This is a genomic window from Rothia sp. QJM3NY_36, assembly GCF_056173115.1.
This window is the reverse complement of the sequence record NZ_CM149658.1, coordinates 155,787-168,640: the sequence shown is the minus strand read 5'-3', so window position 1 is coordinate 168,640 and position 12,854 is coordinate 155,787. Positions and strand designations below refer to the sequence as shown.

The window sequence follows — 12,854 nt, the reverse complement described above, 5'->3', positions numbered from 1 at the left end:
CTCCTGCTCTCAGGTGGTGGTGCTGGACGGTTGGTGCTGGCGGGCCAGGTAGCTGCCCAGGGTCGCGGCTCGGTGGGCCCGGGCCGCGGCCTCGATCCGCTCGGGAGCGGCATCGGACTCCAGCAGGCCCAGCAGCTGCTCGTGCTCGGCCACGGAGTCCCGGGCCCGCTCCGGGACGAAGGAGAAGGTGGATTCGCGCAGGTGCCCCAGCCGCTCCCACTCGGCCTCCACCAGCTCGATCAGCCGGGGGTTGGGGCAGCGGTCGAACAGCACCCGGTGGAACTCGTGGTTCAGCCGGGTGAACTCGGCGGGCTCGAAGTCCTCCAGCAGCCGGGCCATCCGGTCGTTGATGCCGCGGGCCCGGTCCAGGTCCTCGGGCGTGAGGTGCTCGGCGGCGACGGCGGTGGCCGCGCCCTCCAGCAGGCCCAGGGTCTGCATCGAGGCGCTGTACGCGGCGGCGTCGCGCATGGCCACCCGCGCCCCGACGTTGCGCTCGAAGGTCACCAGCCCCTCGGCCTCCAGCTGGCGGATGGCCTCGCGCACCGGGACCACGGACATGCCCAGCCGATCCGCCAGGGTGCTCAGCACCAGGCGCTGGCCCGGCGGGAAGACCTGCTCGGTGCAGGTGCCGTGGATGCGGTCCTTGATCCACCGGTAGGCCCGTTCGGCCTTGCTCAACCCGGCCTCCGCCTCGGTGGGGGCGGGGGTCTCGACGGCGGTCACCCCTGCTCGCTGCGCCATGTCCGGTACGCCTCCTTCCACGTCCCGACGGGCGGGAACAGCCCGTCCACGGGATGCCCCTGGGCCACCCGCTCGGCCACCCACTCGTCCTGGATCTCCTTCTCGCGGGCGGCCTCGGCCACCTCGCGGGCCAGGGCCCGCGGAATCACGATGACGCCGTCGTCGTCACCCACGAGCACGTCCCCCGGGAGCACGGCGGCGTTCCCGCAGGCCACGGCGGTGTCCGCCTCCCACGGAACGTGCCGCTCCCCCAGCACGGCCGGGTGGCGGGTGCCGGCGAAGACGGGCAGGCCGATCCCGGCCACGGCCGCGGAGTCCCGGACGCCGCCGTCGGTGACCACCCCTGCGGCCCCGAGGTGGCGGGCGCGCAGGGCCAGCACGTCCCCGAGGGTCCCGGAGCCGGTCTCCCCGCGGGCCTCGATCACCAGCACCTCGCCCTCGCCCACGGCGTCGAAGGCCCGCTTCTGGGCGTTGTACCCGCTGCCGTGCTCGGCGAACAGGTCCTCCCGCAGGGGCAGGAAGCGCAGGGTGCGGGCCACCCCGACCATCCGGGTGCCCGGGGTCAGCGGGTGCACCCCCTCGATGACGATGCCGTGGATGCCGCGGGCGCGCAGCTGGGCGGAGAGTCCCGCGGTGGGGGTGGACTCCAGCAGGGCGCGCAGCTCGGGGTTCAGGGGGGCGGGGGTGCCGGGCTGCCGGGCCGAAGCCGGGGCGGCGGGGGCGGTCGCGGCCGGAGCTGACTCGGCTGTCGCGGACTCGGCGGGGACGGCGTCGTCGGGGACCAGCCCCGCGGCTTCCCGGGAGCCCCAGGCTTCCTCGCGCTGCTTCTCATCCGTCGTCGGCAGGGAGCCGAGGGCGGCGTCGAAGCCGCCGGGCCCGGCGACCACGCGGGTGCTCAGCCGGCCGCTGGTGGGGTGCCCCGCGGCGTCGGGGGCGTCCACCTCCACCTCCACGACGTCGCCCGGGGCGATCACGGAGGACCCGGCCGGGGTGCCGGTGAGGATCACGTCCCCGGGGCGCAGGACGAGGTGCTGGGAGAGGTCCGCGACGAAGCGGGCCAGGGGGAAGATCATGTGCTCGTCGGCGGTGGTGTCCTCCTGGCGCAGCTCGCCGTTGACCCAGGTGCGCACGCGCAGCGCGGCGGGGTCCACGGCGCGGGCGTCGATCAGCTCCGGGCCCAGCGGGGTGTACCCGGCTCGGCCCTTGGAGCGCAGGTTGGAGCCCTTGTCCGCGGCGCGGTAGTCGTACAGGCCGAGGTCGTTCGCGGCGGTCACCGCCCCCACGTGCGCCCAGGCCTCCGCAAGGCCGACGCGGTGCGCGGTGGCGCCGATGATCAGGGCGATCTCGCCCTCGAAGGCCAGCAGCTCGGTGCCCTCGGGCCGCTCGACGACGCCGCCGGAACCGGCCAGGGAGCCGGCGGGCTTGAGGAAGTAGGAGGGCTCCTCGGGGCGCCGTCCGCGCTGGGCGGCCCGGGACTCGTAGGCCACGTGCACCGCGATGACCTGGGCGCCTTCGGGGACGGGGACGGCGGTCGAGGCGGAATCGCGGGCGCCGTCGTCGCGGTCGCTGCGGGGGTCGATGCTCATGCGCGGTCCTGCCTGTGGATGCTCCGATGGATCTGTCAGGATCGTATATCATCCTGCCGAAGTGTGACAAGGGTCCCCTTTGAGCCGCACACCGTATATGATCTGGCGCAAGCTGCCGATCTGTGATGCAGCTCATCCGCAGCTTCCGCCGCTCGTCTGACAAAGGAGTCACCGACATGGTCGCCACACCCCCCGACACCCCACCCGTGCCCGAGGACGTCTCATCCGAGGCCGCCCACCACGACCCCACCACCACGACCGCCGCCCTGCGCACCATCGACCAGCGCCGGGAGCAGCGCCGCGTCATCGCCGGGACCATCATCGGCACCAGCATCGAGTGGTACGACTTCTTCCTCTACGCCTCCGCCGCCGGCCTCGTCTTCGGGCAGCTGTTCTTCCAGCCGCTGGGCCCCCAGGCGGCGGTGCTCGTCTCTTTCCTCACCGTGGGGCTGAGCTTCCTGTTCCGCCCGCTGGGCGCCTTCCTCGCCGGGCACTTCGGGGACCGGATCGGGCGCAAGCGGGTCCTGATGATCACCCTGATCGGCATGGGAGCCGCGACCACGCTGATCGGCGTCCTGCCCAGCTACCACACCGCCGGGGTGATCGCTCCGATCCTGCTGTTCGCGCTGCGCATCCTGCAGGGCATCTCCGCGGGCGGCGAGTGGGGCGGGGCCGCCCTGATGTCCGTGGAGCACGCCCCCGTGGACCGGCGCGGGCTCTACGGCGCCAGCCCCCAGGTCGGGGTGCCGCTGGGTCTGCTCATGGCCTCCGGGATGCTCGCGCTGATGAGCGCGATCGCCCCGGGCGAGGCCTTCCTGCAGTGGGGCTGGCGGGTGCCGTTCCTGCTGTCCGTGGTGCTGATCGGCGTCGGATACTGGATCCGCCACGGCGTCGCCGAATCCCCGGTGTTCCAGCAGATCGCGGACCGCCGCCAGAAGCGCTCCGCGCCGATCGGCGTGCTGTTCCGCCGCCACGGGGCGCTGGTGGTGGTCGCAGCACTCATGTTCGCCGGCAACAACGCCGTCGGCTACATGACCACCGGCGGCTTCATCCAGAACTACACCACGGACCCCGACGGCCCGCTGGGGATGGCCCGCGGACCCGTGCTGCTGGCCGTGACCGGCTCGGCCGTGACGTGGCTGACGTTCACCCTGATGGCCGGATGGGCAGCGGACCGGATGGGGCGGCGCAGCTCCTACCTGCTGGGGTGGGCGCTGCAGCTGATCGGCGTGCTCACGCTGTTCCCCCTGGTCAACACCGGGGACCCCGTGAAGCTGTTCCTCGGCCTGGCGATCCTCACGGTGGGCCTGGGGTTCACCTACGGTCAGCAGCCGGCCGCGTACACAGAGATGTTCCCGGCCTCGGTGCGCTTCTCCGGGGTGTCCATCTCCTACGCGATCGGCGCGATCCTCGGCGGAGCCTTCGCCCCCACCATCGCCAAGTACCTCCTGCAGGCCACCGGCACGACGACGGCGATCGTGATCTACCTCGGGGCGATGACGGCGATCGGGGCGCTGGCCACCCTGATGATGCGGGACCGGCAGGGCATCCCCCTGGGCCCCGGACACGAGGAGGAGCAGGCCACCCGCCCGCTGATGATCGGCCGCTGACCGGCGCCCACCCTCTCCTCCTCGCACCGTCGGTTCGGGACGGGTTCGTCGCTTCGGGACGGGATATTCCGGTCCCGAAGCGACGAACCCGTCCCGAATACGCTTCCCGGGGGTGGGCGGGGGCCGCCGGGCGGGGGTGTTCACCCGGGCTTCACCGAGGCTGGTGATGCGGTTCACCGACCGCGCTTAATCTCATCGCTATGCAACCCATCAGCATCCGCACCGCCGCCTCCTGCCCGCGCGGTCGCCGCTTCGGCGCCGCCGGGGCGCTGGCCGTCCTCGCCCTGAGCACCGCGATCGGCCCAGCACTGGCCGCACCCGCCGACGACACGACCCAGACCACCGCGACCCCGACCGCCGTCACCGCGACCTCCGCGCCCACCCTCGCGGCCGCCGCGACCACCGCCCCGGACGGCGTCGCCCCCATGGCGGAGTTCGAGCAGTGGTGGACCCCGGTGGCCTACGACGCCGCAGACCCGGCCGGGACCGCCTTCCGCGGCAGCGTCACCGAGGCCGGCGCCTCCGTGCTGAAGACCAACGACGAGCAGTACGCGGCCATCAACCACCGCGGCGCGGCCGACACCACCCAGGCCCACCGGGCGCTGATCGACGCGGACATGGACTGGACCGAGACCCTGCCCGACGCGCTGGGCCCGGTGCTCGGCGGGTACCTGGAGGACGGCGTCGCCCAGGGGAAGCTGCCCCTGACCACCGCCGTCGTGAAGGACTCCGGCTCCGCGATCAGCACCGGGGCGGCGAAGAAGCACTACAACTACCCCCGCCCCTACATGAGCGATCGCAGCCTCGGCGGGAAGAACGACCTGCGCGGGCTGGCCCCGGACCTGAACACCACCCGGGTGTCGGACTGGCTGGACCCGGCCACTGGTCGGCTGCACACCGCCAGCTATGACGCGATGCTCGCCGGGCACTCCCAGGCCTTCCCCTCCGGGCACACCACCTACGCCTACGGCATCGGCATCGGCCTGGCCATGGTGCTGCCGGAGCTCGGCCCGGAGATCCTGACCCGCTCCTCCGAGGCCGGCAACAACCGGATCGTGCTGGGCGTGCACTACCCGCTGGATGTGATGGGCGGGCGCATCGAGGGCCACCTGGGCACCACGGCCCTGTACTCCGGTGACTACGCCCAGACCGCCCTGGCCCCGGCCCGCGCCGAGCTGACCGACTACCTCACCCAGCGGTGCCAGGAGGCCGGACTGGGTCAGACCCTCACCGCGTGCATCGACGCGACCCGCGCGAACGACTCCGGCGGGTACCGCAACGTGTTCACCGACGCCGTCTCCACGGCACCCGTCACCGATCGCGCCTCCGCCCTGCAGGCCTACCGGGCCCGGATGACCTACGGCTTCCCGGCCGTCGGCACCACCGGCCAGGCCCCGCGGGTGCCCGCCGGCGCGGAGCCTCTGCTGGCCACGGCCTTCCCGACCCTGACCGCAGAGCAGCGCCGTCAGGTCCTGGCCGCCACGGAGATCCCCTCCGGCTACGCCCTGGACTCCTCCTCCGACGGGTGGCAGCGCATCGACCTGCCCGCCGCGATGAGCTCCGAGGTGACCGTGGATGCCGCCGGGACCGTGACCTCGGTGGTCCCGGGCCAGGCCCGCGCCAGCGTGGTCCGCAGCGACCCCGCCCCGAGCCCGACGCCGACCGCCGAGCCGACGGCCACACCCACCGCCGGGCCCACCGCGTCCCCGACGGCGGAGCCCACCGCGACGCCGACGAGCGAGCCGACTGGCTCCCCCACCGCCGAGCCCACCCAGCAGCCGACGGCGGGACCGACCGCGACCCCGACGGCCGCTCCCACCGCTAATCCCACCAACGAGCCCAGCGTCGAACCGACCGGTGCTCCCACTGCTGAGCCCACCGCCTCGCCGAGCACCGAGCCCAGTACCTCTCCCTCCGCGAGCCCGGAGCCTTCCGCGAGTGCAGCCGTGGCCCCCGTGCCGGGTGACGGTGACGGCGGGAACCGCGGCGGCGGCAGCGGGACCGGCGACGGCTCCGGCTTCACCCTCACCGGCACCTCCGGGAACGGCGGCGGCACCGGCGGCTCCGCGGCGGGCGGCGTCGGGAGCTACGGCTCTGAGAGTTACGGTTCCGGCACCTACGGCTCGAGTAATACCGGGCTGGCCTCCACCGGCGTCGATGCGGCCGGAACCCTCGGGATCGCCGGCGGAACGATCCTCGCCGGGGCGCTGCTGACCGCGCTGGTGCGGCGTCGTCGGACCCGCGCCTCCTAGCGGCCCACCACCCCACCCCCATCAGCGTTTCGGGACGGGTTCGTCGTTTCGGGCCGGGATATTCCGGTCCCGAAACGACGAACCCGTCCCGAAACCGTTACCGCTGGCCTGGCCGGGATCAGGGGCGGCGGGTGCGGGCGCCCTTCGCCTGGGCCAGGACCTCCCGCATGTGCGGGGCCATGACGTCCCCGGAGATGCGGCAGTCCAGGGCGTAGACGCCGTCGCAGCCGGCCTCGGCCCAGCGCTGGAAGTCCGCGAGGTCCTCGAGGGTGCGCACCACCCGGAAGCGGGCGCCCAGGGCCCCGAGGATCCCGGCGAAGTCGATCTCCGGGATGCGCATCGGCGCCTCCGCCAGGCCCCGGGAGCCGTACTGGTGGATCTCGGCCCCGTAGGCGCCGTCGTTCATCACCACGATGACGCCGCGCCGGGCCGTGCGGATGAAGGTCTCCGCGTCCGCGATGCCCATCAGGCCGCCGCCGTCGCCGGTGACCAGCACCGAGACCGCCTCCCCCGCGCCCGCGTTGACCCCGGCGGCGGCCGGGAACCCCAGGCCGATGGACTGGAACTGGGTGCCGAGCATGATCATCCGGTCCGGGGCCGTGACCGGCAGGTAGGTCACGGCCCATTCGATGAAGTGTCCGCCGTCGATGCTCACGATCCGCTCGGCGGGCAGGGCCGCGTCGATGCGGCGCATCAGGCTGCGCGGGTCCAGTCGGCCGTCCGGGGCCAGCGGATCCCCGTCCGGGCGGGTGGTCGGGTCGGCGCCGGGGTCGGCGTCGGGCTCGGCATCGGCGACGACGGCGTCGGGAGCGGACCCGGAGTCGACCAGACCGCGGGCGGCGTCGTCGTCCTCCAGCAGGCTGCGCAGGGCGGTGAGGGCCGGGGCGGCTTCGGCCCGCAGGTGCTCGTCCACCCGGGGGTGGGTCGCGGCGGGGGCGAGGTCGATCTGCAGCACCTGCGCCTCGGGGCCGAAGGAGCGGCCGAAGGACATCGTGAACTGGTTCAGCCCCGCGCCCACCACCAGCACGACGTCGGCCGCCCGGATCCGCTCGGCCGAGCCGGCCGCCGCGAACCCGCCGCAGATCCCCAGGTCCCGGTACCCGGTGGTCTCCCCCGCCGCGGGGGTGAAGGTGCCCTGGGCGGGGGCGGTGGTCGCGAGGTCGGCGCCCAGCAGGCCGGCCACGACCCGCAGGTCGGCTTCGGCGCCGCGGGCTCCGCGCCCGGCGAGGATCAGGGGTCGCTCGGCCCCGCGCAGGGCGTCGGCGAAGCGCTCCACGGCCGCCTCCTCCGGGGCGGGCAGCGCGTGCGCGGGGAGGCCGAGCTCGGGGATCCGGGCGCCGTCGCCCTGGACGGGGGCGGCGACGAGGTCGTAGGGGATCGCCAGGACCACGGGGGTCCGCTCGGTGAGCGCCCGGTCCACGGCCCGCACGGCCGTGGCCCCGGCGTCGTCGGCGGAGACCGCGAGGGTGGGGGCCCCGAGGGCGGCGGCCGCTCCCACCTGGTCCACGTCCCAGGGGCGCGGACCCGAGGTGGGGGCGTCCCCGACCACCAGGACCAGCGGGGTGCGCGACTGCGCGGCCTCGGCCAGGGCGGTGAGGGTGTTGGTGAATCCGGCGCCGTAGGTCGCGGTGGCCACCGCCAGGCGGCGGGTGACCCGGTGGTAGGCGTCGGCCGAGGCGACGGTCGCGACCTCGTGGCGCACGGGGATGACGCCGGGGCCGAGCCGCTCGAGAGCGTCGACGAAGAAGGAGTTGCCGTTGCCCATCAGCCCGAAGAAGGCCCCGACGCGGGGGATCAGCGCGCGGGCGATGACCTCGGAGACGGTCTGGTCCGGCCGCTCCTCGGGGGTGTTGGGGCGCGGGGCGGCGGAAGCTGGCACGGGGTCTCCTCGGTTCTCATCCTCGAGCGGGTCCGGCGGACCCGGCGGGCGGGTCCTTGCCCCTCCCCGGTGGATTGTATATGATCCGAGTCATCTATGACGCACGCCACTGTCGGCGCGCCGTGGCGACGATGATGTCGGTCCAGCGAAAGAGGTCCACCATGCACTTCCACCAGCACGGATACGTCTCCGAGGACCCCCGCACCCAGCGGGCGCGCGGGCACGGGCTGGACCGCCCGACCGAGCTGCCGGAGGAGACGGACGTGCTGATCGTGGGCTCCGGGCCGGCCGGGATGATCGCCGCGGCGCAGCTGGCACAGTACCCGGAGGTGGACGTGCGGATCATCGAGCAGCGGGAGGGGCGCCTGGAGATCGGGCAGGCCGACGGCATCCAGGCCCGCTCCGTGGAGACCTTCCAGGCCTTCGGCTTCGCCGATGAGGTGATCGCCGAGGCGTACCACATCACCGAGATGTGCTTCTGGAAGCCGGATCCGGACAACCCGGAGCACATCATCCGCACCTCCCGCACCCCGGATGATCCGACGGGCGTCTCCGAGTTCCCGCACCTGATCGTCAACCAGGCGCGGGTGCTGGACTACTTCGCCGAGTTCGCCCGCCGCTCCCCCGGGCGGATCACCCCGGACTACGGGGTGCAGTTCCTGGGCCTGGAGGTGCAGGGGGAGGGCGAGCGGCCCGTCGTCGTGCGGGTGAAGCACACCGCCGGCCCGCGGGCGGGCGAGGAGCGCACGGTGCGTGCGAAGTACGTCATCGGCTGCGACGGCGCCCGCTCCGGGGTGCGCCGGGCGATCGGCCGGAAGCTCGAGGGGGACGTGGCCAACCACGCGTGGGGCGTGATGGACGTGCTGGCCAACACCGACTTCCCGGACCTGCGGACCAAGTGCGCGATCTCCTCCCGGCACGGCTCGATCCTGCACATCCCGCGGGAGGGCGGGCACCTGGTGCGCATGTACGTGGACCTCGGGGAGGTGCCGGCCGATGACGAGCACCGGGTGCGCCAGACGAGCATCGAGGAGATCATCGACCGCGCCAACCGCATCCTCACCCCGTACACCCTGGACGTGCGCTCGGTGGCCTGGCATTCGGTGTACGAGGTGGGCCACCGGCTCACGGACCACTTCGACGACGTCGACGACGCCGAGCGCGGCACCCGCTGCCCCCGGGTGTTCATCACGGGGGACGCCTGCCACACCCACTCCGCCAAGGCCGGGCAGGGGATGAACGTATCCCTGCAGGACGGGTTCAACATCGCCTGGAAGCTGGGGCAGGTGGTCTCCGGGAGGTCTCCGGCGGCGCTGCTGGACACGTACTCCGCGGAGCGGCAGGAGATCGCGAAGAACCTCATCGACTTCGACCGCGAGTGGTCCACCCTGATGGCCACCCCGGCGGATCAGCTGCCGGATGCCTCCTACCTGGAGGACTTCTACGTGAAGACCGCCGAGTTCCCCGCCGGGTTCATGACCCAGTACCGGCCCTCGCTGGTCACGGCGTCGGTCGCGTCGGGCTCACGGCAGGAGCTGGCGGAGGGCTTCCCGGTGGGGAAGCGGTTCAAGTCAGTGCGGGCGAACCGGCGCTGCGATGCGTTCCCCGTGCACATCGGGCACGAGGCCGTGGCCGACGGGCGCTGGCGCCTGTACGTGTTCGCCGACGCCGCCCACCCGGCGGCCGAGGACTCGAGGGTGCGGGTGCTGTCCGACTGGCTGGTGGGCTCCCCCGACTCCCCGTTCGTGAAGCACCGGCGGGAGGGCGAGGACTTCTCCGCGCAGATCGAGCCGGTGGTGGTCTACCAGCAGGAGCACACGGAGTTCGAGATCACCGACGCGCCGGAGGCCTTCCGCCCGCGGGTGGGCGAGCTGGACCTGGAGTACTGGGACCGGGTCTACGCGAGCCTGCCGGGCGAGGATGCGTTCTCGGAGCGGGGCATCTCCCGGGAGGGTGCCGTGGTGGTGGTCCGCCCGGACCAGTACGTGGCCGGGGTGTACGCACTGGACGACGTCGCGGGGATCGGCCGGTACTTCGACGGGGTGCTGGTGTAGGGGGCAGGGGCGGCCCGGCACCCGAGGACGTGTAAAGATCTCCGGGGATTTTTTACACGTCCCGGGAACGTGCCAACTCGCTTGTCATATGCCCCGGGTGCGAGCCGCCTCAGACTCCGCGCAGGATCTCCAGGAAGCCGGTGTTGACGTAGAGCTTCTCCCGCCCTGCCTGCTCGACGGCGAGCTGCCCGGCCCCCTGCAGCGTCGCGAGGTACTTGGTGGCTGTGGGCCGGGAGACCTCGCACCGGGTCATGACATCGGCGATCCGGCAGTAGGGGTGCTCGAAGAGCACCTCCGCGAAGGTGGCCGGCACGTGCACGCCCAACAGGGCGCGGATGCTGTCCGAGAGGTGCAGCTGGTGCTCCTGGATGCGCTTGATCTTCCCGCGCGTGGAGCTCGCCGTGCTCCGGAAGGCTTCGATCATGAACAGGATCCACTCCTCCCACGCACCCTGCTCGGTGACCTGGTTGAGCAGCCGGTAGTAGCTGCCCTTGCGTTCGATGATCGCCCGGGAGACGTACAGGACCGGCCGGCTCAGCAGCCCGGAGGCCACCAGCTGGAGGACGTTGAGGATGCGCCCGGTGCGACCGTTTCCGTCCGGGTACGGATGGATGGCCTCGAACTGGTAGTGGGCGACGGCGATGCGCACCAGGGGATCGAGGTCCAGCCCGTCCGCGCCGTTGACGAAGGCCGTCCAGTCGTCGAGCTTCTCCCGGATCACGGACTCGCCTTCCGGAGGCGTGTAGATGCGCTTCTGGGTGCTCGGGTTGCCGATGAAGGTGCCCTGGTCCGCGCGCACCTCGGTGCTGACGCCGCGGAGCTGGGTGCAGATGGCGGCGGCGGTGGAGGCCGTGATGAGCCCTTCCCGACGCCGCATCAGCTCCAACCCGGCGAACAGCGCCTGGCGGTAGCGCATGGCCTCGCGGGTGGCGGGGCTGGCCTCGGCCGCCAGGGTCTCGGCCCGGAAGAGCTCGTCCGTGGTGGTCACGATGTTTTCGATCTCCGAGCTCGCCTGGGCCTCCAGCAGCGCCAGGGAGTGGATGAAGACCTGGGGGTTGGGCAGCGCGGAGAGGCTCTCCTCCAACCCGGCCAGCTCGGCGCGCGCAGCGATGAGGGCGCGCAGCACCGGTGCCGTCTCCAGCTCGACGTCGGGCGGCAGTCCGGGGAGATCGTTGTGGGGATGCTCGGGAGACCAGGGCATCGGAGGCTCCTCACGGTGGGCGGGAAGCAAAGAGGCGGGACGGCGATGAAGCGGGGCCGATCGGCACCCGGAGAGCAATCCACCCCCAACGAAGGCCGCCCCACCTGGTTGGCACTCTACGCGGGGGAGGCGACCCCGCCTCCCACACCCTTCCACCGTTAATTTCATCTACTGAATTGTTCTACTGGTTCCCAGGGACTACTTCTATTGCACACAGTCGGAAAGGGTGTTACCGTTCACATCAAGCGCCGAGGCCAGCGACCCGACGCCCTCACCACCCACGCTGAGACTCCGAGGAGATCCCATGACCGAGAAGCTGACCTTCGACCACCTTCTGACAGCCTGCTCCGCCGGAGGAGCCACCGCCCTGACCATCCGGACGGACCTGGCCCCCGCCGGCGGTGAGCACGCCACTGTGGCTCCGCCACGGTACGTCTCCGGCGGAAACACCCCGACCTTCGCCTTCGAGACCCGCTTCATCGACGGAGCACCGGTGAATACGGTGATCCTGGATGCCAAGCAGTCCGTCAGCAACCGAGACGAGATGGCGGTCCTCCAGGCTCGGCAGGATGAGGACTCCCCCGCCCACGAGGTGCTCTCCCGTGTGCCGACCATCCAGGTGTCCTACGAAGGGGGGACCTACACGGACCTCGAGGTCCCGGCCCGCGCCTACGAGGGCCACTTCCGCGCCGGGACCATCGACGGAACCCCGGCCACCCACCACGAGAAGTACCTGGCGGTGCGCAACGCCTCCCCCAGCAATGCTGCGGCCGTGTTCACCACCTCCCCCACCACCGCCCTCTACGGCGGGTGGGACGCCACGAGGAAATCGAATCAGGCGCGCTTCCGCACCGCATTCACCGGTGAGGTCATCGGAGTCACCGCGGAGCAGCGAGAGGGCTATGCCACCGCCTCCCCCACCCGCGGCGCAGGGCGCACGGACGTCATCTCCCCCAGCGTGAAGCTGGATGCCAAGACCCTCGAGAGCATCGTCGCCGGTCAGAAGGACGAGCTCTCCGCGACCAACCTCGGGAAGATCGAGGCCCAGGTCAAGAAGGCCAAGGACAAGCCGATCTCCCTGGCCGCACTGGGCCTGGGCAGCATTCCGCCGAGCGTGGATCAGAACCTCGGCGGTGTGGCGTGCTCCCGCATCATCCGCACCCGCGTGCTCTCCTTCGCCGCGCTGCGGCAGCTGCGTTTCGGCGGCACCGCGGCGGCTGATGCCGCCCACCGGGCGGTGCTGGCGGCCTACGGTCTGCTCGCCTCCGCGCTCTCCGAGAGTGAGCTGGTGCTGCGGGCCAACTGCGACCTGGTGGAGGACGACGCGCCGAACGTGGTGCTGGACCAGCGTCGGGGGAAGAAGCTCGAGCTGGCGCCCATCGAGGTGGAGGACGGCGTCGCCCTGCTGGAGCAGGCCCTGGCTCACCTGAAGGAGGTGGCCGGCGTCGAGTGGAACGGGGAGGTCCTGGAGATCACCGGGAACTCGGCGATCACCGCTTCGGCATCCACGGATGAGCCGGAGGCGTGAGCC

8 protein-coding genes are annotated in these 12,854 nt (G+C 72.4%); 4 read left to right on the top strand and 4 right to left on the bottom strand.

Annotated features, from left to right (window positions below):
- Positions 1 to 9 precede the first annotated feature (9 nt).
- Both AC0VXQ_RS00745 and AC0VXQ_RS00740 read right to left on the bottom strand, forming a co-directional pair.
- The gene (locus tag AC0VXQ_RS00745; protein ID WP_081046228.1) at positions 10 to 741 is read right to left on the bottom strand and encodes a GntR family transcriptional regulator; all 732 of its coding nucleotides are present in this window, start codon (positions 739 to 741) and stop codon (positions 10 to 12) included.
- Positions 720 to 2,327: a fumarylacetoacetate hydrolase family protein gene (locus AC0VXQ_RS00740; protein ID WP_224800006.1), complete on the bottom strand. Its 1,608-nt coding sequence runs from the start codon at positions 2,325 to 2,327 to the stop codon at positions 720 to 722. Before AC0VXQ_RS00740 ends, AC0VXQ_RS00745 begins: the two co-directional genes overlap by 22 nt.
- A 176-nt stretch (positions 2,328 to 2,503) precedes the next feature.
- On the opposite strand from AC0VXQ_RS00740, the gene AC0VXQ_RS00735 reads away from it, so the two are divergent.
- Both AC0VXQ_RS00735 and AC0VXQ_RS00730 read left to right on the top strand, forming a co-directional pair.
- Positions 2,504 to 3,937, top strand: coding sequence for an MFS transporter (locus AC0VXQ_RS00735; RefSeq protein ID WP_081101680.1), 1,434 nt, complete (start codon positions 2,504 to 2,506; stop codon positions 3,935 to 3,937).
- A gap of 200 nt (positions 3,938 to 4,137) precedes the next feature.
- On the top strand, positions 4,138 to 6,189 hold the full coding sequence (locus AC0VXQ_RS00730; protein WP_224800005.1) for a phosphatase PAP2 family protein: 2,052 nt from the start codon (positions 4,138 to 4,140) through the stop codon (positions 6,187 to 6,189).
- A 118-nt stretch (positions 6,190 to 6,307) separates the two neighbouring features.
- Here AC0VXQ_RS00730 and AC0VXQ_RS00725 read toward each other — a convergent pair whose 3' ends face one another.
- Positions 6,308 to 8,068, bottom strand: coding sequence for a thiamine pyrophosphate-binding protein (locus AC0VXQ_RS00725; RefSeq protein ID WP_318247407.1), 1,761 nt, complete (start codon positions 8,066 to 8,068; stop codon positions 6,308 to 6,310).
- 161 nt (positions 8,069 to 8,229) lie between these two features.
- On the opposite strand from AC0VXQ_RS00725, the gene AC0VXQ_RS00720 reads away from it, so the two are divergent.
- The gene (locus AC0VXQ_RS00720) at positions 8,230 to 10,122 is read left to right on the top strand and encodes an FAD-binding monooxygenase (RefSeq protein ID WP_475528759.1); all 1,893 of its coding nucleotides are present in this window, start codon (positions 8,230 to 8,232) and stop codon (positions 10,120 to 10,122) included.
- 109 nt (positions 10,123 to 10,231) lie between these two features.
- Here AC0VXQ_RS00720 and AC0VXQ_RS00715 read toward each other — a convergent pair whose 3' ends face one another.
- Complete coding sequence (locus AC0VXQ_RS00715) at positions 10,232 to 11,323, bottom strand: Fic family protein (RefSeq protein WP_279752157.1); 1,092 nt, start codon at positions 11,321 to 11,323, stop codon at positions 10,232 to 10,234.
- A gap of 304 nt (positions 11,324 to 11,627) precedes the next feature.
- Between AC0VXQ_RS00715 and cas7g the strand changes: the two genes are divergently transcribed.
- Positions 11,628 to 12,851 carry a type I-G CRISPR-associated RAMP protein Csb1/Cas7g gene (cas7g, locus tag AC0VXQ_RS00710; RefSeq protein ID WP_279752158.1) on the top strand — a complete coding sequence of 408 codons (1,224 nt, stop codon included), beginning with the start codon at positions 11,628 to 11,630 and terminating at the stop codon, positions 12,849 to 12,851.
- Positions 12,852 to 12,854 lie beyond the last annotated feature (3 nt).

What these genes read in the sequence shown, in the direction of transcription:
- AC0VXQ_RS00745 (WP_081046228.1), bottom strand. Translation starts at nt 741, where the DNA reads ATGGCGCAGCGAGCAGGGGTGACCGCCGTCGAGACCCCCGCCCCCACC.
- AC0VXQ_RS00740 (WP_224800006.1), bottom strand. Translation starts at nt 2,327, where the DNA reads ATGAGCATCGACCCCCGCAGCGACCGCGACGACGGCGCCCGCGATTCC.
- AC0VXQ_RS00735 (WP_081101680.1), top strand. Translation starts at nt 2,504, where the DNA reads ATGGTCGCCACACCCCCCGACACCCCACCCGTGCCCGAGGACGTCTCA.
- AC0VXQ_RS00730 (WP_224800005.1), top strand. Translation starts at nt 4,138, where the DNA reads ATGCAACCCATCAGCATCCGCACCGCCGCCTCCTGCCCGCGCGGTCGC.
- AC0VXQ_RS00720 (WP_475528759.1), top strand. Translation starts at nt 8,230, where the DNA reads ATGCACTTCCACCAGCACGGATACGTCTCCGAGGACCCCCGCACCCAG.
- AC0VXQ_RS00715 (WP_279752157.1), bottom strand. Translation starts at nt 11,323, where the DNA reads ATGCCCTGGTCTCCCGAGCATCCCCACAACGATCTCCCCGGACTGCCG.
- cas7g (WP_279752158.1), top strand. Translation starts at nt 11,628, where the DNA reads ATGACCGAGAAGCTGACCTTCGACCACCTTCTGACAGCCTGCTCCGCC.